The 20,985-nt window shown below is 73.5% G+C and carries 20 protein-coding genes; 8 read left to right on the top strand and 12 right to left on the bottom strand.

The features are described from left to right. Nucleotides 1-95 precede the first annotated feature (95 nt). The 3 genes from EV383_RS13835 to EV383_RS13825 all read left to right on the top strand — a co-directional run bounded on the left by EV383_RS13835 (nucleotide 96) and on the right by EV383_RS13825 (nucleotide 4,280). A complete protein-coding gene (locus tag EV383_RS13835) occupies nucleotides 96-926 on the top strand; it encodes an SAM-dependent methyltransferase (RefSeq protein WP_130290291.1) in 831 nt (276 codons plus the stop codon). Nucleotides 927-1,383: 457 nt separating this feature from the next. Continuing rightward, a complete protein-coding gene (locus tag EV383_RS13830) occupies nucleotides 1,384-2,643 on the top strand; it encodes an FAD-dependent oxidoreductase (protein ID WP_130290290.1) in 1,260 nt (419 codons plus the stop codon). 65 nt (nucleotides 2,644-2,708) lie between these two features. Then, nucleotides 2,709-4,280, top strand: a complete 1,572-nt coding sequence (locus EV383_RS13825) for a serine/threonine-protein kinase (protein ID WP_130290289.1) — start codon at nucleotides 2,709-2,711, stop codon at nucleotides 4,278-4,280. 59 nt (nucleotides 4,281-4,339) lie between these two features. On the opposite strand, the gene EV383_RS13820 is transcribed toward EV383_RS13825, so the two are convergent. Beyond that, on the bottom strand, nucleotides 4,340-5,509 hold the full coding sequence (locus EV383_RS13820; RefSeq protein ID WP_207223523.1) for a DUF3500 domain-containing protein: 1,170 nt from the start codon (nucleotides 5,507-5,509) through the stop codon (nucleotides 4,340-4,342). A gap of 106 nt (nucleotides 5,510-5,615) precedes the next feature. Here EV383_RS13820 and EV383_RS13815 point away from each other — a divergent pair, with 106 nt between their 5' ends. After that, entirely contained in the window at nucleotides 5,616-5,933 is a 318-nt protein-coding gene (locus tag EV383_RS13815; RefSeq protein WP_130290288.1) for a putative quinol monooxygenase, read from the top strand. Between the two features lie 105 nt (nucleotides 5,934-6,038). On the opposite strand, the gene acs is transcribed toward EV383_RS13815, so the two are convergent. The 3 genes from acs to EV383_RS31170 all read right to left on the bottom strand — a co-directional run bounded on the left by acs (nucleotide 6,039) and on the right by EV383_RS31170 (nucleotide 9,153). After that, nucleotides 6,039-7,961, bottom strand: a complete 1,923-nt coding sequence (acs, locus tag EV383_RS13810; RefSeq protein WP_130290287.1) for an acetate--CoA ligase — start codon at nucleotides 7,959-7,961, stop codon at nucleotides 6,039-6,041. A gap of 504 nt (nucleotides 7,962-8,465) precedes the next feature. Continuing rightward, complete coding sequence (locus EV383_RS13805) at nucleotides 8,466-8,885, bottom strand: NUDIX hydrolase (RefSeq protein WP_130290286.1); 420 nt, start codon at nucleotides 8,883-8,885, stop codon at nucleotides 8,466-8,468. A gap of 97 nt (nucleotides 8,886-8,982) precedes the next feature. Next, nucleotides 8,983-9,153 carry a hypothetical protein gene (locus EV383_RS31170; RefSeq protein WP_165438342.1) on the bottom strand — a complete coding sequence of 57 codons (171 nt, stop codon included), beginning with the start codon at nucleotides 9,151-9,153 and terminating at the stop codon, nucleotides 8,983-8,985. 265 nt (nucleotides 9,154-9,418) lie between these two features. Here EV383_RS31170 and nthA point away from each other — a divergent pair, with 265 nt between their 5' ends. The 3 genes from nthA to EV383_RS13790 are packed head-to-tail and all read left to right on the top strand — an operon-like array spanning nucleotide 9,419 to nucleotide 10,987. After that, on the top strand, nucleotides 9,419-10,003 hold the full coding sequence (nthA, locus tag EV383_RS13800) for a nitrile hydratase subunit alpha (protein WP_130294391.1): 585 nt from the start codon (nucleotides 9,419-9,421) through the stop codon (nucleotides 10,001-10,003). Continuing rightward, on the top strand, nucleotides 10,000-10,659 hold the full coding sequence (nthB, locus tag EV383_RS13795) for a nitrile hydratase subunit beta (protein WP_130290285.1): 660 nt from the start codon (nucleotides 10,000-10,002) through the stop codon (nucleotides 10,657-10,659). The genes nthA and nthB overlap by 4 nt, the downstream gene beginning before the upstream one ends. Then, nucleotides 10,646-10,987, top strand: a complete 342-nt coding sequence (locus EV383_RS13790; protein ID WP_130290284.1) for a nitrile hydratase accessory protein — start codon at nucleotides 10,646-10,648, stop codon at nucleotides 10,985-10,987. The genes nthB and EV383_RS13790 overlap by 14 nt, the downstream gene beginning before the upstream one ends. Here EV383_RS13790 and EV383_RS13785 read toward each other — a convergent pair. The 4 genes from EV383_RS13785 to EV383_RS13775 form a co-directional block, all read right to left on the bottom strand. Beyond that, nucleotides 10,965-11,939 (bottom strand): glucosyl-3-phosphoglycerate synthase, encoded by a 975-nt coding sequence (locus EV383_RS13785; RefSeq protein WP_130290283.1) that lies wholly within the window; start codon nucleotides 11,937-11,939, stop codon nucleotides 10,965-10,967. The two genes, EV383_RS13790 and EV383_RS13785, sit on opposite strands and share 23 nt — an antisense overlap. A gap of 53 nt (nucleotides 11,940-11,992) precedes the next feature. Further along, entirely contained in the window at nucleotides 11,993-13,258 is a 1,266-nt protein-coding gene (locus EV383_RS13780) for an APC family permease (RefSeq protein WP_130290282.1), read from the bottom strand. 31 nt (nucleotides 13,259-13,289) lie between these two features. Continuing rightward, nucleotides 13,290-13,445: a hypothetical protein gene (locus tag EV383_RS31165; RefSeq protein ID WP_165438341.1), complete on the bottom strand. Its 156-nt coding sequence runs from the start codon at nucleotides 13,443-13,445 to the stop codon at nucleotides 13,290-13,292. Nucleotides 13,446-13,528: 83 nt separating this feature from the next. Further along, nucleotides 13,529-14,860, bottom strand: a complete 1,332-nt coding sequence (locus EV383_RS13775; protein ID WP_130290281.1) for an MFS transporter — start codon at nucleotides 14,858-14,860, stop codon at nucleotides 13,529-13,531. Nucleotides 14,861-15,004: 144 nt separating this feature from the next. On the opposite strand from EV383_RS13775, the gene EV383_RS13770 reads away from it, so the two are divergent. Beyond that, the gene (locus tag EV383_RS13770) at nucleotides 15,005-16,174 is read left to right on the top strand and encodes a cysteine desulfurase family protein (RefSeq protein ID WP_130290280.1); all 1,170 of its coding nucleotides are present in this window, start codon (nucleotides 15,005-15,007) and stop codon (nucleotides 16,172-16,174) included. Nucleotides 16,175-16,210: 36 nt separating this feature from the next. On the opposite strand, the gene EV383_RS13765 is transcribed toward EV383_RS13770, so the two are convergent. From EV383_RS13765 to EV383_RS13750, 4 genes are all read right to left on the bottom strand, one after another. Beyond that, entirely contained in the window at nucleotides 16,211-16,684 is a 474-nt protein-coding gene (locus EV383_RS13765; protein WP_207223521.1) for an OsmC family protein, read from the bottom strand. A 429-nt stretch (nucleotides 16,685-17,113) separates the two neighbouring features. After that, nucleotides 17,114-18,586, bottom strand: coding sequence for a protein adenylyltransferase SelO (locus EV383_RS13760; protein WP_130290278.1), 1,473 nt, complete (start codon nucleotides 18,584-18,586; stop codon nucleotides 17,114-17,116). A gap of 159 nt (nucleotides 18,587-18,745) precedes the next feature. Continuing rightward, on the bottom strand, nucleotides 18,746-19,294 hold the full coding sequence (locus tag EV383_RS13755) for a hypothetical protein (RefSeq protein WP_130290277.1): 549 nt from the start codon (nucleotides 19,292-19,294) through the stop codon (nucleotides 18,746-18,748). Nucleotides 19,295-19,424: 130 nt separating this feature from the next. Beyond that, nucleotides 19,425-20,756, bottom strand: coding sequence for an MSMEG_0569 family flavin-dependent oxidoreductase (locus EV383_RS13750; protein WP_207223520.1), 1,332 nt, complete (start codon nucleotides 20,754-20,756; stop codon nucleotides 19,425-19,427). Between the last annotated feature and the right edge of the window lie 229 nt (nucleotides 20,757-20,985).

The following is a 20,985-nucleotide window of genomic DNA, read 5'->3' as shown; positions in this document are numbered from 1 at the left end:
CCCCGGACGACCGTGGCCGTCGCTCACGGGTCACCGCTACGCTGATCAACGATCGGTGACGGCCCGTCACCGGACGGTACGACGTGAGGACGACGATGGCCGAGACCCCGACGGACGATCGCGTCCCCAGCTACATCGACACCACCAAGGCGAGCATCGCCCGGGTCTACGACTACGCGCTCGGCGGCAAGGACAACTACCCGCCCGACCGCGAGACGATCGAGGCCGTCCGCAAGGTCTCCCCGGAGGTCGAGCTGCTCGCGGTGGACAACCGTGCGTTCCTGATCCGGGCGCTGCGCTTCCTCGCCACCCAGTCCGGGATCACGCAGTACCTCGACTGCGGCTCCGGGTTGCCGACCGCCGAGAACACCCACCAGGTCGTGCAGCGCCTGCAGCCCGACGCCCGGATCGTCTACGTGGACAACGACCCGTCGGTGATCGCGCACGGGCGCGCGCTGCTCGAGGACAACGAGCGGACGATGTTCAGCCCGGCCGACATCTTCGACCCGCGTCGCGTTCTCGAGGACCCGGCCACGCGGGCGTTCCTCGACTTCTCCGAACCCCTCGTGCTGATCCAGAACGGCACCCTGCACCACTACGCCGACCCGGCCCGGTCGCCGCAGGACATCATGGCCGAGTACGTCGAGGCGCTGCCGTCGGGCTCCTACGTCGTGCTCGCGCACTTCTTCGACCCCGAGAACGAGGACAGCGACCTCGCCCGCCGGATGGAGCAGGTCTTCATCCACAGCCCGATGGGCAGCGGGAGCTTCCGCACCCAGGCCGAGATCGAGGGCATGTTCCCCGGCCTGGACTTGGTCGAGCCGGGCGTCGTGCCGTGTGCGACGTGGTGGCCGGACGGCCCGCAGCTGCAGCCGCTCGCCCCGGCGCAGCGCTGCATCGCCGGCGGGGTCGGCCGCAAGCCGTAGAGCCCGCCGATGAGTCGCGGCCACGGGGACGGTCCGCCCTGACGTAGACCACTCCCCCGAGGCCGCCGTGCTCGCCACCGCACGTCCCGACATCCGTTCGGTCCTGGCCCGGCACGTCGACGCGGGCACCGTTCCCGGGGCGTCCCGGTCTCCCGCGCGGCCGGCACGACGGTGGAAGAGGTGCTCGACGAGCGCGTCCTGCGCCCGCTCGGATGTCCGACACCGCGTTCTCGGTGCCTCCGGAGAGCTCGCCCGCTTCTGCCCGGAGCACGACGTCACATCCGTCCTGCTCACCCAGGTCATGTGGACGAGCCCGGCCGGCCCGCGGACGCTGCAGGACTTCCGCCGCGCCGCACATGTCGGGACCACACACCCCTGAGCCCGTCGGCTTGACGCCGTGAACGGGCCGGGAGCACACTCGTCCCATTGAATTCATCACGTGATGAATAACGGGGAGATGGTGGAGATGGAGCACACGACCTGCTGCGTGGTCGGCGGCGGACCCGCCGGGATGATGCTGGGGTTGCTGCTGGCCCGCGCCGGCGTCGAGGTGACGGTGCTGGAGAAGCACTCGGACTTCCTGCGGGACTTCCGCGGCGACACCGTGCACCCGACGACGCTGGACCTGCTCGAGGACCTCGGCCTCGGCGAGCGGTTCGACGCGCTGCCGCAGAGCCGCCTGACCGAGGTCGCGTTCCCGGTCGACAGCGGGCAGACCATGCAGGTGTTCGGCGACCTGGCACAGCTGCGCCGCTTGAACGTCCGGCACCCCTACATCGCGATGGTCCCGCAGTGGGACCTGCTCGACCTCCTCGCCGACGCCGGACGGGCCGAGCCGACGTTCACCCTGCGGATGGACACCGAGGTGACGGGCGTCGTCCGCGAGCACGGCCACGTCGCAGGCGTGCGCTACCGGACCGCCGACGGCGGCACCGGCGAGCTGCACGCCGACCTCACCGTCGCCTGCGACGGACGGGGTTCGGTACTCCGTGCCGAGTCGGGCCTGCCGGTGACCGAGTACGACGTGCCGATCGACGCGTGGTGGTTCCGCCTGCCCCGCCACGCGCACGAGACCGCGTCGGCGCTGTCCCCGCGGATCGGCGACGGTCGTTTCGCCGTCGTCATCCCGCGGGAGGGCTACTTCCAGATCGCCTACCTGGGCCGCAAGGGCACCGACGCGCAGCTGCGCGCCCGCGGGCTCGAGGCGTTCCGCGCCGACGTCGCCGAGCTGGTCCCGGAGTTCGCCGACCGGATGGACGCGATCACGTCGATGGACGAGGTCAAGCACCTCGACGTCCGTCTCAACCGGCTGCGCCGCTGGAACACCGAGGGCCTGCTCTGCATCGGCGACGCCGCGCACGCGATGTCGCCGATCGGCGGCGTCGGGATCAACCTCGCCGTGCAGGACGCCGTGGCCGCGGCGACACAGCTGGCCGGGCCGCTGCGCGAGGGGACGCTGACCACGAGCGACGTCGCCCAGGTCCGCAACCGGCGGCTGCTGCCGACGGTCCTGGTCCAGGGCCTGCAGCGGCTCATGCACAAGGCGATCGCGGTGCCGGCGCTGCAGGGACGGCTCGACGGCCCGCCCGCACCGATGATCGAGCTGATGCGGCGCGTCCCCGCGGCGCGGGTCGTCCCGGCCTACCTGATCGGCGTGGGGTTCCGCCCGGAGCGGGCGCCCGAGTTCGCCCGCCGCAAGCCGGTACCGGCGGTCTGACCTTCCCGACACACGGTCGGATTCACCTACGGGGAGTTGGTGGGTCCGGCCGTTAGGCTTTCCGGGTGACGTCCGGGATCCCAGAGCTCCCCGGGTTGGCCGATCTCTCGCCACTCGGGCAGGGCGGGCTGGCCGACGTCTACCTGGCCCGGCAGATCCACCTGGAGCGGTGGGTCGCGGCGAAGGTGTTCCGGGTCAGCCTCGACGACGAGCAGGCCGCCGACCGGTTCCGCGCCGAGTGCCGGGCGCTGGGCCGTCTCGACCAGTACCCGAACATCATCACGGTCTACGACGCCGGCGTGCTCCCCGACGGCCGTCCGTACCTGATCTCCGAGCGTTGCGACGGCTCGCTGGCCGACCTGGTGTCGGTGCGCGGGCCGCTGCCCGCCGACCGCGTCGCCGATCTGGGGCTGACGCTGGCCCGGGCACTGCACTACGCGCACGCCGCCGGTGTCCTGCACGGCGACGTCACCCCGCAGAACGTGCTGCTGCGCTCCAGCGGGGCGCCGGTCCTGGCCGACTTCGGCCTGGCCGTACTGCGCGACCACTGCACCGCCACGGCGGCCGGGTTCACGCAGGCGCACGCGGCACCCGAGACGCTCGGCGACACCCGCGCGATCGACGAGCGCAGCGACGTCTACGGCCTCGGCTCCACTTTGTACGCCGCGCTGACCGGGCAGGCGCCGTTCCCGCGCGAGCCCGGTGAGGACGACCCGGAGCACGTCGACCGCATCCGCACCGAGCCGGTGACCGAGCCGGCCGGACCGCCGCCGCTCACCGGCCTGATCGTCGCGATGCTGGCCAAGGACCCGGCGCGCCGGCCCGGTACCGACGAGATCACCGACCGGCTCGGGGCCGTCGTCGACGGCGTCGCGACCCAGGCGATGCGGCTGCCCGGCGTCACGACCGTGGCGTGGAGCGACCCGGGCGACACGGTCGCGGGCAGCACCGCGCACGTCCCGGGCCCCACCGAACGCACCCGCATGCACCACGGCCCGCAGCGCACACCGGCGACGGCGGCCCGTCCCCTCCCGCGACGACGGCGCAAGGGGCTCGTGCTGGGCACCGTCGCCGGGGTGCTCGTCCTGGCCGCCGGCGGTGCCACGGCCGCGGTCTGGCAGGCCTCCCGCGACACCCCCGCGGCCGCACCCGCCGCCCCCGCGACCACGTCCGCCCTCCCGGCTCCGGCACCGGTCACGCCCCCGCCGACGACGACCACCGCGGAGCCGGCACCGACGACGTCGTCGCGCAGCAGCACACCGCGCCGCACGGCGACCCGCGCACCGGTGACCTCGGAACGCGAGGAGCCGCGCAGCAGCGCGCCCGCCGCGCCGGTCCCGACCCGGGCACCGTCGAGCAGCAGCGCGGCCCCGACGCCCGACCCCGGTCCCGACCCCGCCCAGCCGGGTGTGGTGGGCCCCGGTACCCGGTCCGGTGCCGGGCAGCGGGGCCCGTCCGGGACCGGGAACAACGCGCCGACACCCGAGGCCGGTCGGCGCAACGCTCCCGCAGCGGCCGGCGTCGCGCCGGCGTCCGCTCCCCCGGAGGGCGCCCCGTCCGAGAACAGCGCGCAGCGGGCCGCGTCGTCGCCGGAGTCCGCCGCCCGTCCGGCGGCAACGCCCACCCCGGCGCGCTGATCACGCCGCACTGATCACCCCGCACTGATCACCCCGCGCCGGCCCCGCCGGCGGACCGCTCAGCTGTGGTGCGCGGCCCGGTGCTGGGTCAGGGCGTCGAGGCCGAAGTCGGTGGTGGGGTCGCGCCACACCGAGTGCGCGTGGTTCGCCTCGCGCTGGGTGTTGTCCCACTCGATCAGCAACCGCGGGCCCTGCACCCGGTAGTAGTGCGGCGCACCGGGTTCGGTCGGCCCGGCCCAGGCCAGGTGCACCGCGTCCAGCGCGGCGTCGTCGGCGTAGCGCCCGATCGGTGACAGCGCCTCGGGCACACGCTGCAGGTAGGTGCCCAGCAGCAGGCGCAGCTGCTCGCGCTGCCCGGCGTCCAGCGCCGAGGCGGGGACGCCCTTGGGCTCGTCGGACAGCTCGACGGCCCGGTGGTCGTCCTCGGTGAGCCCGGCGCGTTCCTCGATGCCGTCGCTCATCTTGTCCAGCTTGGCCTGCTCGACGGGGTCGGCGAACGGGGCGCGCCAGATCCCGGCCAGCGGGATGTGCCGGTCACCGGCCTTCGGCGTGGTCCGGTTGGCGGCCTCCAGGTCCGGCGGCGCCTTGTCCAGCAGCACCGCCTGCGACGCGAGGTCGGCCGGCAACGAGCGCACGATATCGCGCGCGAGGTCCTCGACCTGTCCGAGCGGGCGCAGCGACACCCCGCCGAGCAGGTCCGAGGTGGCCGGGTCGGCGCCCAGGAAGCACGGCGTCGAGGAGACGACCACGCCGTCGACGACGAGGAAGTTCAGCGACACATGATGCCCGCCGAAGCGCCAGCCCCAGGCCCCGGTCGGGCCGGGCTCGCCGAAGACCCGCAGGTAGTACATGTGCGGGTCGCGGCCGCGGGTGCGGTCGAACATCGTCACGAAGCCCTCGGTGTGGTCGAGGACGTTCTCCAGCCCCATCACCGTGGAGACCGTGACGTAGGCGGCGCGCGTCAGCCCGGAGGCGACGAGCTTCATCGCGCCGCGCTGCTGCGGCGGGCGCTGCTCGTGGAAGGTCAGCCCGCCGTGGTCGGTCGGGGTGTAGAACCAGCGCCTGCGCTCGGCGTCGGGGCCCTCGCCGTCCGGGTCGTCGGCGACCGGTGCGTGCCCGGTCGCGGTGCTCCGCTGCTCGGCGTCCAGGCTCTCCAGCCACGCCCGCGCCGCCTCGGCCATGCCCGTGGCGATCTCGGTCGTCCCGGCGCCGTCCGGAGTCTCGATCATGCGGGCGAACCTACCGGCGGACGCGTGCCTCGGCAGCCCGGCCACAGGAGCCGGTCCGTGGTATCCAGTGATCGCAATCCGTTTCCCCGCACCAGGAGGACCACCGATGGCCACCCCCACCGACGACAACCGCGACCTGCTCACCGTGATCGCCCGGATGAAGGCGAAGCCCGGCAAGGAGGCCGACCTGCGCCGCGAGCTGGAGGCGCTGATCGAGCCCACCCGGGCCGAGAAGGGTTGCGTCAACTACGACCTCAACCAGGGCACCGACGACGACGGCGTGTTCTTCTTCTACGAGAACTGGACCTCTGAGGCCGCCCTCGACGAGCACCTCGCGACCCCGCCGCTGCAGCGCTTCGTCGGGCTCATCCCCGAGCTGCTCGACGGCGAGCTCGTCATCCAGAAGCTCCGCCGGATCGCCTGATCCCCACCTCGCAGCCGAACCGGTGCCCTCGCACGTGACATTCCCCGTGCGAGGGCACCGTTCTGCGTGCGAAGTCATGGCGGTGCCCGTGCGGAGCCGCGCCGGTCAGCGGTCGCGGAAGCCGCTCGCCAGGCGGGTGAACGCGTCGGGGTCCACCAGGGACGTGGTGTCCCCCGGCTCGCGGCCGGCGGTGACGTCCAGCAGCAGCCGGCGCATGATCTTGCCGGAGCGGGTCTTGGGCAGCTCCTCGACGACGATCACCTCCCGCGGACGCGCCACCGGTCCCAGCTCGCGACCGACGTGCGCGCGCAGCTCCGCGTTCAGGTCCTCCCCCGGCGTCGCCTCCCCCGCGGCGATCACGAACGCGACGACGGCCTGCCCGGTCGTCGCGTCCGGGGCCCCGACGACGCCGGCCTCGGCCACGCGCGGGTGGCTGACCAGCGCGGACTCCAGCTCGATCGAGCTCAGGCGGTGCCCGGACACGTTCATCACGTCGTCGACGCGGCCCTGAAGCCAGACGTAGCCGTCGGCGTCGATCCGGGCGCCGTCGCCGGCGGTGTACCAGCCCTGGTCGGCGAACTTCTCGAAGTAGCTGCGCCGGAAACGCTCCGGGTCGCCCCAGACCGTGCGGGCCATCGCCGGCCACGGACGGTCGATCACCAGCAGGCCGCCCTCGTCCGGGTCGCAGTCGCGGCCGTGGTCGTCGACGACCCGCACCGAGAGCCCGGGCAGCGCGTGCGTCGCCGAGCCGGGCTTCAGCGTGGTCGCGCCCGGCAGCGGCGCGACGACCGCGGCACCGGTCTCGGACTGCCACCACGTGTCGACGATCGGGCACCGGCCGCCGCCGATGACGCGGTGGAACCAGCGCCACGCCTCCGGGTTGATCGCCTCGCCGACCGAGCCGAGCAGCCGCAGCGACGACAGGTCGTGCGCGGCCGGGACGTCCTCGCCCCACTTCATGTACGTCCGGACCAGCGTGGGTGCCGTGTAGTAGACCGTCACCCCGTAGCGCTCGATGATCTCGAAGTGGCGGCCCGGCGCGGGCGAGTCCGGGGTGCCCTCATAGATCACCTGCGTGACGCCGTTGGACAGCGGGCCGTAGACCTCGTAGGTGTGCGCGGTGACCCAGGCGAGGTCGGCGGTGCACCAGTAGACGTCGTCGGGCTTGTGGTCGAAGCACGCCCACGCCGTCCACGACGCCTGCGTCAGGTAGCCGCCCATGGTGTGCAGCAGGCCCTTCGGCGTGCCGGTGGTGCCCGAGGTGTAGACGAGCATCAGCGGCGACTCGGCCCCGAACGCCTCCGCCGCGTGCTCGGACGGCTGGCGGTCGACGACGTCGTGCCACCAGACGTCGCGGCCGTCGGTCCAGTCGACGTCGTCGCCGGTGCGGCGCACGACGAGGACGTGCTCGATCGACTCGACCCCGTCGACGGCGGCGTCGGCGTTCGGCTTGACCGGCACCGACTTCCCGCGCCGGTACTGCCCGTCCGTGGTGACCAGCAGCTTCGCGCTGCCGTCGGTCACCCGGAACCGCAGCGCGCTCGCCGAGAACCCGCCGAAGACCATCGAGTGCACGGCACCGATCCGGGCGCAGGCCAGCATCACCACGACCGTCTCGACCAGCACCGGGAGGTAGACGACCACGACGTCGCCCCGGCCGACGCCCAGCTCCGTCAACGCGTGCGCGCAGCGCGAGACCTCGGCCTGCAGGTCGGCGTAGGTGACGGTGCGGATGTCACCGGGCTCGCCCTCGAAGTGCAGCGCGACCTTCTCCCCGCCGCCTGCCTCGACGTGGCGGTCCACGCAGTTGCGGGCGACGTTGAGGGTGCCGTCGGCGAACCACGTGACGTCCGGGAACGCGGAGCCGTCGTAACCCTGCGCCGGTTCCTTCGTCCACTCCAGCCGCTTCGCCTGCTCGGACCAGAACGCCTCGGGATCCGCGGCGGCGCGGGCGTAGGCCTCCGCTCCGACGTTCGCGGCCGCGGCCAGCTCGGTGGGCGGGGGGAACGTCTCGTCCGGCGTACTCACCGCACCGAGCCTGCCATCGCCGGCGCGCACACCCCGAGCCGGAACGCGGTGAATGCGCTCACGCACCGGGACCGGACCGGTGAACGAACGGAGCTCTGGTCCAGCCAGGTCGCACGAACGGAGCTCCCACCCAGCAAGGTCGCGGGCCACGGGCCGGGCCCGCTGAGCCACATGACTGCACGAGCGGAGCTCTGGTCCAGCCAGGTCGCACGAACGGAGCTCTCGACCAGCGAGATCGCGGGCCACGGGCCGGGCCAGCTCAGCCACATGACTGCACGAACGGAGCCCTCGTCCAGCCGGGTCGCACGAACGGAGCTCTCGACCAGCGAGATCGCGGGCCGCGGGCCGGGCCAGCTCAGCCACTTGACTGCACGAGCGGAGCTCTCGTCCAGCCGGGCCGCACGAACGGAGCTCTCGTCCAGCCGGGCCGCACGAACGGAGCTCTCGTCCAGCCGGGCCGCACGAACGGAGCTCTCGTTCAGCCGGGGCGGGACGTCGCCGGGGTCATCCGGGCAGGAGGTCGTGGCCGTCGTGGGCGCGGGAGGGGGCCGGGGCGGCGTCGAGGGCGTCGGTGACGCGGACCGCGAACGCCGGCGGCATGGCCTCGACCACCCGGTCGCGGGTCCACCACTCCACGCGTTGCGACTCCTCGGTCGGGTGCGGGGCACCGCCGACCGCGCGGCAGCGGAACGCGATCACCACGATGTCGCGGACGACGTTGGTGTAGACGCCGGTCAGCGGCCCGGCCTCGACCCGGACGCCGGTCTCCTCCTCGACCTCGCGGCAGGCGGCCTGCGCCGGGGTCTCACCGGTCTCCAGGTGACCGCCGGGCGGCTCCCACCGGCCGTTGTCGCGGCGCTGGACGACCAGCACCCGCCCGTCGTCGCCGACCACGACCCCGACCGCTGCCACCGCGTACGCCATGTCCCCATCAGACCCACCCGGTCCGGACACCGACCGGCCGGGGTGCCCGCTCGAAAGCGGTACCGGCGCGAACGGGGTACCGGGCGCGGACGGGGCCTCAGGCGCGGGCGGTCACCCGGGTCGCGCGCGGGACGACGTCGTCGCGGTGCCGGGCCTCGTCCCCGTGGGCGCGGACCGGCGGGCCCATCTCGGGGAACCAGCGGAACGCCTGCGCGTGCCGCTCCCATCCGCACTCGCAGCGGCCGGTCGAGTCGTCGTCGTGGGACATCCGCACCTCATCTGCTGTTGCCTAGTTATTGCATCAACAGTGTGCGGCGAACAACGCCCGCTGTCGACGCGGACGGGCCCGGTCCCCGCCGAACGCCCAGGAAAGCCGACCGCACAGGAGCCGTACGCCTGGGAGAATCGGCGTTCCACCGGGCGGTCCGGCCGGTAGCGTCCCCACCGTGCGCGACGCCGACCACGAACCGTCCGCCGGTGTGCCGGACGAGCACCCGGACCACAACCACCCGGACCACAGCGAGCTCGGCCCGATGGACGCCCGGGTCCGGGCGCTGGAGTCGATCCTGGTCGACAAGGGTTACGTGCAGCGCGAGGCGCTCGACGAGATCGTCGAGGCCTACGAGACGCGGATCGGACCGCACGGCGGCGCCCGGGTCGTCGCCCGCGCCTGGACCGACCCGGACTACGCGGCACGTCTGGCCGCCGACGCCACCTCCGCGGTCGCCGAGCTCGGCCTCGGCGGGCGTCAGGGCGAGCACATGGTGGCGGTGTTCGACGACGCCGGCACCCACCACCTCGTCGTCTGCACGCTGTGCTCCTGCTATCCGTGGGCCGTACTGGGCATCCCGCCGGCCTGGTACAAGTCCTCGGCCTACCGGGCCCGCGCCGTCTTCGAACCCCGCGCCGTGCTCGCCGACTTCGGCACCGTGCTCCCCGACGACACCCGCATCCGGGTGTGGGACTCCACCGCGGAGATCCGCTACCTCGTCGTCCCCCGCCGCCCGGCCGGCACCGAGGGCTGGGACGCCGAACGCCTCGCCGAGCTGGTCACCCGGGACGCGATGATCGGCGTCCGTCTCGCGGACGAGCCCGCGGCGGTCGGGGCGCGGTCGTGAACGGCGCGCACGACCTCGGCGGGACGATGGGGTTCGGCGAGGTCGTCCCCGAGGTCGACGAGCCGGTGTTCCACACCGACTGGGAGCGCCGCGCGATGGCGGTGACGCTCGCCGGGGCGATGCTCGGGCGCTGGACCCTCGACGAGTCGCGGCACGTCCGCGAGAACCGCCCGCCCGCGACGTACCTGACCTCGGCGTACTACCGGATCTGGCTCGACGCCCTGGAGTCGCTGCTCGTCGCGCACGGGCTCGTCGGCGCCGACGAGCTCGCCGACGGGCGCGCCCACCGACCCGGCGACGACGGCGTCACCGCGGTCTCCCCCGGCACCGTCACCCGGGTGCTGGCCCGCGGCGCCCCGACCGAACGCCGCGCGGAGGGCACCCCGGCGTTCGCGGTCGGGCAGGCGGTGCGGGCCCGCAACATCCACCCCGGCGGCCACACCCGCCTGCCCCGCTACGTGCGCGGGCACCGCGGCACCGTCGAGCTGGTGCACGGCGCGCACGTCCTGCCGGACACCAACGCGCACGGGGGCGGCGAGAACCCGGAGTGGCTCTACACCGTCCGCTTCGCCGGGACCGAGCTGTGGGGCGAGGCCGCGGACCCGTCGGTGGAGGTCTCGGTGGACGCGTGGGAGAGCTACCTTGAGCCGGCCTGACCCGCCGTCCGAGCTCCCGCCGCGTGACCGTCCACCGCCGGAGCCGGTGTTCGCCGAGCCGTGGCACGCCCAGGCGTTCGCCCTCGCCGTCGCGCTGCACGAACAGGGTCGTTTCGCCTGGCCCGAGTTCGCCGACGAGCTGGCCGCGGCCGTCCGTGCCCAGCCGGACCGCGAGTACTACGCGAGCTGGCTGACCGCGCTGGAACTCGTCGTCGTCACTCGTGGTCTGACCTCGGCCGACGACATCGCCGCACGTGAGGACGCCTGGCACCGGGCCGCCCACGCGACCCCGCACGGCGAGCCGATCACCCTGGAGCGGGCCGGCTGAGCAGCTCGCGCATCGCCGGTCGGTCGCGGGTCTCCACCGGGTGCTCGGTCGGCAGCCACTCCCCTCCGAGCTGGGTGAACTGCACGATCGACCCGCCCGAGTCGGGCACCTGAACCCGGTTCAGTACCGCCGCCAGGATCTGCCGCGACATCACACCCAGCTGCAGCAACGACCGGTTCCGGTGCTTGCGGACACCCAGGTTGACCTGGGCCAGCGCGTCCAGGCCACGGCTGCGCTCGGCGTCGATCAGCAGGCCGAGCTCGACGCCGTAGCCGGCGGCGAAGGGCACCGACTCCAGCAGCTCGCGGGTCGCCGCGTACTCCCCGCCGAGCGGCTGGACGATCCCGGCCAGGCGCGGGCACAGCGCGGTGATCACGGGCCGGGCCAGCAGCTCGGTCACCCGCCCGCCCCCGGTCTCCAGCTCGGCGGTCTCGAGCGCCGGTGTCCGATCTGCCTGCGCTCCTCTGAGCCGCAGCGGCCGCCGGTAGAACCCCTTCACCAGTTCGACCCCGTGATCGGTGAGCAACGGACCGAGCAGGGACGTGACGAACCGGGTGTCGACGTCGACGAGGTCCGAGTCCAGGAAGACGATCACGTCGCCGGTCGTGGCGGCCAGGGACCGCCACAGCACCTCGCCCTTGCCCGGACGGGGCTCGACGCCGGGCAGTGCGCATTCCCGGGTGACGACCCGCGCTCCGGCGTCGGCGGCGATCCGCCGGGTCGCGTCGGTCGAGCCGGAGTCGAGCACGACCAGCTCGTCGACCAGGGGTGACGGTCCGCGGGTGAGCGGGACGACCGCGGCGACGACCGCACCGACCGTCTCCTGCTCGTCGAGCGCCGGCAGCACGACCGACACCGTGCGGCCGCGTTTGGCGGCGACCAGGGAGGCGGCGTCCCACCGGGGGTCCTGCCACGTCCGCCGCGCGAACCAGTCCTCGAGCTCGGGAAGCATCCGTTCCTCGTCGCCGCGCACGCGCCGAGCACGCCCGGCCGGTCGATCCGACCCTACGTGGACGGGTCGGATCCGCTCCCGCGCAGGGCCGTCCGCACCAGGGCCCGGCCCAGGACCCCGGCCGCCAGCACACCGGCGCCCGTCAGCACCGTCGCGACCGGCAGCGCGAACGCCAGGGCGAGGCAGCCCAGCAGGCCCAGCACCGAGAGCGGGCGCAGCCACCGCCGGGACGGGCCGTCGAGGGTGAGGGCCGCGGCGTTGGTGACCGCGTAGTAGACGAGCACCGCGAAGGCGGAGAACCCGATCGCGCCGCGCACGTCGGCGACCAGGACGATCACCACCACGACGGCACCGAGCAGCAGCTCGGCGCGGTGCGGGACGCGGTACCTCGGATGCACCGCCGCCAGCGCGCGGGGCAGCTCGCCGTCGCGGGCCATCGCCATCGTCGTCCGCCCGATCCCGGCCATCAGCGACAGCAGCACCCCGGCCGAGGCGACCGCGCCGCCGATCCGGACGGCCGGCGTCAGGAACCCCAGCGTCCCGGACGACGCGACGGCCGCCAGCGGAGCCGCGGCGGCCGCGAGCCCCTCAGGGCCGACGGTGAGCAGCGCGGTCGTCGCGACCAGCACGTACACGGTCAGCACGATCCCCAGCGCCAGCGGGACCGCCCGCGGGATCGTCCTCGCCGGGTCGCGGACCTCCTCCCCCAGGGTCGCGACCCGCGCGTAGCCGGCGAAGGCGAAGAACAGCAGCGCCGCGGCCTGCCCGATCCCGGGCACGTCCGCGTCGGCCCACCCCGCCAGGTTCGCGGTGTCGACCGCGCCGCCACCCAGACCGGCGACGACGACCGCGGCCAGCGCGAGCAGCGTGACCGCGACGAGCAGCCGGTTCAGCCCGGCCGTCCTGGCCACCCCCAGGCAGTTGACGACGGTCAGCGCCACCACAGCGGCCACCGCCGGGACGGCGGGGTGCGACGGCCACGCGTACGCCCCGAACGTCAGCGCCATCGCCGCGCAGCTCGCGGTCTTGCCGACGACGAACCCCCACCCGGCCAGGAATCCCGGGACCGGGCCCAGCCGGCGTCGCCCGTAGACGTAGGTGCCGCCGGACTCCGGATGCACCGCGGCCAGGCGGGCCGAGGCGGTCGCGTTGCAGTAGGCGACGACGGCAGCCACCCCGAGTGCCACCAGCAACCCGCTGCCGGCGGCCGCGGCGGCGGGGCCGACCGAGGCGAACACCCCGGCCCCGAGCATCGAGCCGAGCCCGATCAGGACGGCGTCGCCGACTCCCAGACGTCGACGAAGAGCCGCATCCGTCACCGGCGCAGACTATCGGGCGCGTGCGGCGGGATCAGACGAGCTGGGTCAGCCGGAGCAGGGCGAACACGATGAGCAGGACGCCGATGATGGCGAACAGGTCGATCGGGCGCGGCGTGTACGGGACCCGCTCGGGAGCCCGTACGACCGGAATCGTGCGGTAGCCCCTCGGCCCGGACATCGTCACCATGAACTCAGAAGATAGACGAGACTATCTTCCGGCGCCAGCCCCGTCGTCGAACGATGTCACCCTGGATGCAGGGCCGTCGTCGCTCAGTGCACGGGCGTCGGCCAGCGGGTGTGGTTGTCGTCGATCACGATCCGGTGGGTGTGGGTCCACACCGCGCCGTCCCACTCGGCGTGTGCCAGGTGGTCCTCGTCCTCGGAGCCGTCGTGGACGTGCCGGAACTCCTCCGGCAGGCCCCGCGGCCACACGCGCACGGCGAGGACCGACGCGGCCGCGACCAGGACCGCCAGCACGGCCCACGCGGTGGTGAACCCGGCCAGGGACCCCACCCAGCCCGTCAGCGGGTAGGTGAGCAGCCAGCAGGCGTGCGAGAGGGAGAACTGGGCGGCGAACGCGGCCGGCCGGTCCCGGGCGCCGGTGGAGCGGCGGACCACCCGCCCGGTCACCACCATGATCGCGCCGGGCCCGGCCCCGACCAGTGCCCACACCGCGGCGGCGAGTCCCGGCCCCGGGACCAGCGACAGGACCAGCGCCCCGGACACGGCCGCCACCGACACCGCCGCGCCGGCGAGCATCACCGACCTCTCGGTGTGCCGGCGCAACAGCCACGGCGCGCTCAGCGCCGCCACCGCCGTCCCGGCTCCGCTCACCGCCAGCAGCAGCGCGACGTCGGTCTGCGACCCGCCGAGCAGGTCCCGCCCGACGTTCACGGTGCTGACCAGAGCGATCACCCCACACGCGGCCACCACCATGTTCAGCGCGAGCACGCCGCGCAGCCGCGGGGTCGCGGCGAAGATCCGCACGCCGACGACGAGCCGGTCCCGGAAACGGTCGTGGGTACTGCGCCGTCCGGCCGGCACGACGGCGCCGACGACGAGCGCCGCGGAACAGAGGAATCCGGCCGTGGTGCCGAGGAACAGCGAGTGGAATGCGACGACGGTCAGCAGAGCGGCGGCCAGCAACGGGCTCAGAATGTTCTCGGCGCTGACCGCGAACTGTGACGCCGACAACGCCCGGGTGTAGTCGTCCTCGTCGGGGAGCACGTCCGGCAGCACCGACTGGAACGTCGGCGTGAACGTCGCCGACGCCGCCTGCAGCAGCGCGATCAGCAGGTACACCTGCCACACCTGCGTGACCACCGGCAGCATCAGCACGACCGCGGCCCGCACCAGGTCCGCGCCCACCATGAGGACCTTGCGGGGGACACGGTCCGCCCACGCGCCGACGACCGGGGCGATCGCGACGTAGGCGACCATCTTGATCGCCAGCGCGGTGCCCAGCACCTCCCCCGCCCGCTCACCGGCCAGCTCGTAGGCGAGCAGCCCCAGCGCCACCGTCGCCAGACCGGTCCCGACGAGGGCGAGCATCTGGGCCACGAACAGCCGCCGATAGGCACGATTCTGCAGGAGAATGCGCATGGCCGGTTTCTGTCGCCTTCCGTCGAACGGTCCGAGAATTTCAGAGTAGGTGCCGAATTCGATTGCGACAATCGCGTCACTGCCAGTTCCTGGCAGATGGATATCGCTGGTAGAAATGGGCGTACCGAGACGGACGGAGATCCGATGCCCCACCCCGGCCTGACCGACGGACCGATCTACCTCGACTACAACGCCACGACACCGGTCGACCCGGCCGTGCTCGAGGTCGCGCTGCCCTACCTCGCGACACATTTCGGCAACCCGTCGTCGAGCCACCACTACGGCACCGCCCCGTACGAGGCCGTCTCCCGTGCCCGCGCGCAGGTGGCCGCACTCCTGGGCGCGACGGCCGGCGAGATCGTGTTCACCGGCGGCGGGTCCGAGTCCGACACCCTCGCCGTACGCGGCGCCGTCCTCGCCGCGCCGCCGTCACGCCGGAGGGTGGTCACGCTCCCGACCGAGCACCCCGCGGTCCTGAACGCGTGCCGGAGCCTGGAGGCCGGCGGCGTCACCGTCACCCGTCTCCCGGTCGACGGGCACGGCCGCGTCGACCCGGCCGTCCTGCGGGAGGCGATCGGCGACGACACCGCGCTCGTGTCGATCGCCTACGGCAACAGCGAGACCGGCACGCTGCAGCCGATCCGCGAGCTGGCCGCGGTCGCCCACGGGCACGGCGCGCTGTTCCACACCGACGGAGCGCAGGCGGTCGGCAAGGTCGCGATCGACGTCGAGGAGCTCGGCGTCGACCTGCTGACGGTGGTCGGGCACAAGATGTACGCGCCGAAGGGTGTGGGCGCGCTCTACGTCCGCGACGGCGTCGTGCTGACGCCCACCGTGCACGGCGGCGGGCAGGAGAACGGCCTGCGTGCCGGTACCGAGAACGTCGCGTTCGTCGCCGCCCTCGGCGAGGCCGCCGCGCTGGCCGGGGCCGAGCTGCCTGAGAGCGCCGGACGGCTGGCCGGCCTGCGCGACCTCCTCCACGACGAGCTGGAGCGCCTGCTGCCCGCCCGGGTACGGCTCAACGGCCACCCCGAGCACCGGCTGCCCGGGACCCTCAACGTCAGCATCGACGGGGTCGCGAGCAGCCGGGCGCTGCTCGCCGGCCTGCCCGGGATCGCGGCCGCGACCGGGTCGGCGTGCCACGAGGGCGTCGACGCGCCGTCGGAGGTGCTGCTGGCGATGGGACTGTCGCCGGAGCGCGCGAACGGGGCACTGCGCCTGTCGCTGGGCCGGTGGACGACCGAGGGCGAGCTGCGCGAGGCTGCCCGCCTGGTCGCGGACGCCGCCGTCGCCGAGCCCGCGGTCGCCGGGTAAGAGGAGGTCGCCGGGAGGTCGTGGGGCGGGCCCGGGTCAGACCTCGTCGGTCTCGATCACCATCTCCGAGGTCAGGGTCCGGTGGACCGGGCAGCGGTCGGCGATCGCGATCAGCTTCGCCCGCTGCGCGTCGTCGAGATCGCCGACGAGACGGACCTCGCGCACGATGCGATCGACGTGCCCTGTCGACGTCTCGCACTCCTCGCAGTCCCTGGCGTGCAGGCGGTCGTGGGTGAGGGTGACCGTCACGTCGTCGAGCGGCAGACCCGCCCGGTCGGCGTACATCCGCAGGGTGATCGCGGTGCACGTGCCGAGGGCGGAGAGCAGCAGCTGGTACGGGTCCGGGCCGGAGCCCGCGCCGCCGGCGGACTCGGGCTCGTCGGCGTTCCAGTGCAGGAGATCGGTGTCGACGTCCTGGCCGTAGGGCCGTGCGTCGCTCGCGGACACGACGACCGTGCCCGGTTCGGGCCGGGCCGTCGTGTCGCCGGAGGTCGGGTGTGGGGTGCTCACGGGCACAGGCTGCCCCAGCCCGGCCGGAGACGCCGTCCGTGGTCTCCAGGCGGGCGAATCACACGCTTGGTAGTCACGCGTGTACGCAACGCATCGCCGACTCCCAGTAGTCGCACTGCACCGTCCGCCTGACGTTCCGGCCGCGCCGCGCACACAGATCGCTCACGTAGAGCTACTACGGTTCCGGTGTCGGGCCCGCCTCGCCGCGGGCCGCCGACACGAGCCAGGCCGGGTGGGGTGTGCTCCCCACATCCCACCCGGTCTGCCTGTCGGACCGGACCGATCCGGTATCGCCACAGCTCAGGGACGGTGCCATGCTCCGGCACCGCCGTTCGTCCCACTCCGCTCGGTGAGGCCTCTGAGCCGAACGGCCGAGATCACCGAGCCGTCGAGCGCATCATTCGTCCCGGTGGGGATGTCTACGGACGGTCACGTCCCGCAGAACGTGGTGTACGGGCCGAACTCCGCCGGAGCGGCGTAGTCCTCGAGGCCCGCGCGCTCCTCGAACGGGCGGGCGAGCACGTCCATCAGGCGGTGGAACGGCGCGAGGTCTCCCCCGGTCGCCGCGGTCAACGCCTCCTCGACGCGCTGGTTGCGCGGGATGTAGACGGGGTTGACGCGGTCCATCGCGTCGGCGACCGCACCGGGCTCGCCGGCGGTGGCCACGGCCGCCGTCCACCGCGCCGTCCACCCGTCCAGGGCGGAGGGGTCGACGAGCAGCGAGCGCACGGGTGCGTCGTCACCGCGCACGGCCGCCGACAGGGACCGGTAGAACGCGGTGAAGTCGACCTTCTGCGCGGCGATCAGGGCCGGCAGGTCGTCGACGATCGCGTCGTCCGGCTCGGTGGCGCCGGTCAGCCCGAGCTTCGCGCGCATCCCGTCGCGCCAGTAGCCGTGGTAGCGCTCCGGGAACGTGCCCAGCACCTCGGTGGCCGCGGCGACGGCGGCGTCGGGGTCGTCGTCGATCAGCGGGAGCAGCGCCTCGGCCAGGCGCGCGAGGTTCCATTGCGCGACCCGGGGCTGGTTGCCGAAGGCGTAGCGGGCGGCGTGGTCGATGGAGCTGAACACGGTCGACGGGTCGTAGGCGTCGAGGTAGGCGCAGGGGCCGTAGTCGATCGTCTCGCCGGAGATCGTCATGTTGTCGGTGTTCATCACGCCGTGCACGAACCCGGCCAGCATCCAGCGCGCGATCAGCGACGCCTGGGCGTCGAGCACGCGCTCGAAGAACGACAGGTACGGGTTGTCCGCCGACGCGGCGTCGGGGTGGTGGCGGGCGATGGCGTAGTCGGCCAGGCGCCGCAGCAGCGCCACCTCGCCCAGCGCGGCGGTGTACTGGAACGTGCCGACCCGCAGGTGGCTCGACGCGACCCGGGTCATCACCGCACCCGGCAGCAGGGTGTCCCGCGCGACGTCCTCGCCGGTCGCGACGACGGCCAGCGCCCGCGTCGTCGGGATGCCGAGCGCGTGCATCGCCTCGCCGATCACGTACTCGCGCAGCATCGGGCCGAGCGGGGCCTTGCCGTCGCCGCCACGGGCGAACGGGGTCCGGCCGGAACCCTTGAGGTGCAGGTCGCGGCGGTTCCCCGCGCGGTCGTGCACCTCGCCGAGCAGCAGCGCACGGCCGTCGCCGAGACGCGGTGAGTAGTTGCCGAACTGGTGACCGGAGTACACCTGCGCGACCGGCTGCGCGCCGTCGGGCACGGTGTTGCCGACGAGGACGTCGATCCCCTCCGGCGATCCCAGCGCCGCGGCGTCGAGGCCCAGCTCGTCGGCCAGCTCCTCGTTGAGGGCCAGCAGGCGCGGGGCCGGGGCCGGGGCGGCCTTCCACGGCTCGTAGAGGCCCTCCAGCTCGCGCACGTAGGTGTTGTCGAACGTGAACGAGGTCCCCAGCGCGACGGTCATGACTCCAGGCTACGACCGTCGCGCGTGCTCAGGGGCAGATGGTGAGCGCCGTGATGCGTCCCCCGGAGACGGTGAGGTGGTGGTGCAGGTCGACCGGGCTGGTGTCGCCGCCCGGGGGCGGGGCGAACTCCGGACCGGGAGCCTCTCGACGAGTCCCGGTCAGCCGCCCGCCGTCGACAGTCGCCGGGCGGCCTCGGCGCAGGTCGCGACGCGGACGGCCGCGGCGTCCTGCACGCTCGCGCCGTACTGCGTGCCGCCGTCGGGCAGACGCGCGGAGAGCCGGTCCGCCGTCGGGGAGAGACCTGCGTAGCCGGCGCCGCCGTAGACCCACACCGGCGCGACGGCCTTCACCGTTCCAGTGGCGCCGACGACGTCGGCCGAGAGGTAGGTCAGACCGCGGGCGCCCTGGATGGTGAACCGGGCGGTCGCGAAGCGGTCCCCGCTCCCCGCGAGGTGGGCGGAGAGCCCGTCGAACAGGGTGGTCTGCGCCCGCTCGCAGGAGGCCAGGGCCGCGCGCGGGTCGGTGAGCGCCTGCTGCCGGAACGCGGTCGCGTCGGCGAGGTCCCCGGCCTGCTGCTCGGACATCGCCCCGTCGGAGGCGTTCGCCGTGTCCGACGGCGGGTAGAACCACAGCGCGGCACCGACCAGCGCGACGACGGCGAGAACCGCACCGACCGCGACCGCGGCGATCGACAACTTCTGGCGCACACGAGATCCTGTCCCGGAGGCGGTGCCGCTACCCGGCCCGCACGGTGAGATTCCAGAATGCTCGCCCCCGCGGGACCGTGCCACCGACGTCTGTGTGACGGCCGTCGCGCCGGCGACCCGGACCCGCTGCTCAGGACCCCAGGGCGAGCACGTTGCAGACGTCGCCGCGTCCCCCGGTCGAGGTCAGCCCGCGCTGCGACCCGATCCGCTCGGCGAGGTACTCCGCGTCGTCGCCGACGCCGGAGAACCGGCCCGAGCCCCAGGTCCACTGCCAGGCCAGGCCCAGGAAGTACAGGCCGGGGACGCTGGTGGTGCCGCGGCTGTGCGACGGCGCGCCGCGCCCGTTGAACACCGGCACGTCGATCCAGCGGAAGTCCTGCCGGAAGCCGATGCACCACACGACGGAGGTGATGCCGGTGTCGGCCAGGACCAGCTCGGTGGTCTCGGCCCCGGGACGCCACACCGGGGTGTAGCGCTCCTCGACGGGGGCGTCGACGCCCTGCGCGGGGATGAACCTGTCGATCGTGTCCTTGATCGACTCACTGACCTCGTCGGCGTGGTCGAGGGACTCGGTGAGGTTCGGCCGGAAGTGCAGCGCGCCGTCTCGGTGGTCGGTCATCAGGCCGTAGAGGCGCATGCCGTCGCGGGCGTGGGCGCGCAGGTCGATGTCGCGTCCGCCGTCGCGGCCGGTGACGTAGTGGTTGGCCTGTGCCCGGACGGCCTCGCGGCGTGGGTGCTCGGTGACGGGCATCCGGTAGTAGCCCATCTCGTCGAGCCAGTCGGTGACGTCGCGGCCGCGGTAGAAGCGCGCGACGCGCGGCGCCTCCCCGACCACCAGGTGCACCCGGCGTCCCTCGAGGTGCAGGTCCTCGGCGATCTGCGCACCGGACTGCCCGGACCCGACGACGAGCACCTCCCCCGGCGGCAGCATCGCGCCGGACTTGTAGTCCTGCGACTGCACCTGGGTGATCTCCGGCGGCAGCGGCTCCGACATCGGCGGGGTGATCGGCGTGTGGTACCCGCCGGTGGCCACCACGACCTGGTCGGCGGTGCAGTCCCCGGCCGAGGTGCTGACGTGGAAGGTCCCCCGGTCGTCGCGGGTCACGTTCAGGACGGTGACGCCCTCGAGGATCGGCGGGTCCACGAACGCGCGGTAGGCCTCGAGATAGTCGATGATCTGCGACCGGACCATGAACCCGTGCGGGTCGTCGCCGGCGTAGGGGAAATCGGGCAGCTTGCACTGCCAGTTCGGCGTGACCAGGCAGAACGTGTCCCACCGGAAGTTCTTCCACGACGCAGCCACCGTGTCGCGTTCGAGGACGACGTGGTCGACGCCGCGCTTGTCGAGGCACCGGCTCATGGACAGGCCGGCCTGCCCGCCTCCGATCACGACCACCGACCGATGCTCGCCCGACAGGTCGGCCGGGACCGGCCTGCGCTTCGTGCCCGTCATCGAGGTCATCGCGGTACTCCTGTCGAAAGACATTCGTCGTGGAAGTACCCGACGCTTCCCGGTCCCCGTTTCCGAGCGGTTACCGACAGACCACCCCGACATTTCCTTGTGTTACGTAACCCCCGCCTCACAGTGCGCCGGTTCCGACTCGTCCCCGTAGTTCCGTCGCAACGCACCGGAAATGAATCATTGGTGTTCTTGGGGCCTTCCCGAGCCGGAACGACGGCCGGTATCCGCT

Origin of the sequence: Pseudonocardia sediminis (genome assembly GCF_004217185.1) — a bacterium.
In the GTDB taxonomy this organism is placed as follows: Bacteria; Actinomycetota; Actinomycetes; order Mycobacteriales; family Pseudonocardiaceae; genus Pseudonocardia; species Pseudonocardia sediminis.
Note: the sequence above shows the minus strand (reverse complement) of the source record. Positions and strands in the feature narration are given on the sequence as shown.

Excerpts from the sequence above, each read along its gene's own strand:
- EV383_RS13835 (WP_130290291.1), top strand. The coding sequence starts at position 96 with ATGGCCGAGACCCCGACGGACGATCGCGTCCCCAGCTACATCGACACC.
- EV383_RS13830 (WP_130290290.1), top strand. The coding sequence starts at position 1,384 with ATGGTGGAGATGGAGCACACGACCTGCTGCGTGGTCGGCGGCGGACCC.
- EV383_RS13820 (WP_207223523.1), bottom strand. The coding sequence starts at position 5,509 with ATGATCGAGACTCCGGACGGCGCCGGGACGACCGAGATCGCCACGGGC.
- EV383_RS13815 (WP_130290288.1), top strand. The coding sequence starts at position 5,616 with ATGGCCACCCCCACCGACGACAACCGCGACCTGCTCACCGTGATCGCC.
- EV383_RS13805 (WP_130290286.1), bottom strand. The coding sequence starts at position 8,885 with ATGGCGTACGCGGTGGCAGCGGTCGGGGTCGTGGTCGGCGACGACGGG.
- EV383_RS31170 (WP_165438342.1), bottom strand. The coding sequence starts at position 9,153 with ATGTCCCACGACGACGACTCGACCGGCCGCTGCGAGTGCGGATGGGAG.
- nthA (WP_130294391.1), top strand. The coding sequence starts at position 9,419 with ATGGACGCCCGGGTCCGGGCGCTGGAGTCGATCCTGGTCGACAAGGGT.
- EV383_RS13785 (WP_130290283.1), bottom strand. The coding sequence starts at position 11,939 with ATGCTTCCCGAGCTCGAGGACTGGTTCGCGCGGCGGACGTGGCAGGAC.
- EV383_RS31165 (WP_165438341.1), bottom strand. The coding sequence starts at position 13,445 with ATGGTGACGATGTCCGGGCCGAGGGGCTACCGCACGATTCCGGTCGTA.
- EV383_RS13775 (WP_130290281.1), bottom strand. The coding sequence starts at position 14,860 with ATGCGCATTCTCCTGCAGAATCGTGCCTATCGGCGGCTGTTCGTGGCC.
- EV383_RS13770 (WP_130290280.1), top strand. The coding sequence starts at position 15,005 with ATGCCCCACCCCGGCCTGACCGACGGACCGATCTACCTCGACTACAAC.
- EV383_RS13760 (WP_130290278.1), bottom strand. The coding sequence starts at position 18,586 with ATGACCGTCGCGCTGGGGACCTCGTTCACGTTCGACAACACCTACGTG.
- EV383_RS13750 (WP_207223520.1), bottom strand. The coding sequence starts at position 20,756 with ATGACCTCGATGACGGGCACGAAGCGCAGGCCGGTCCCGGCCGACCTG.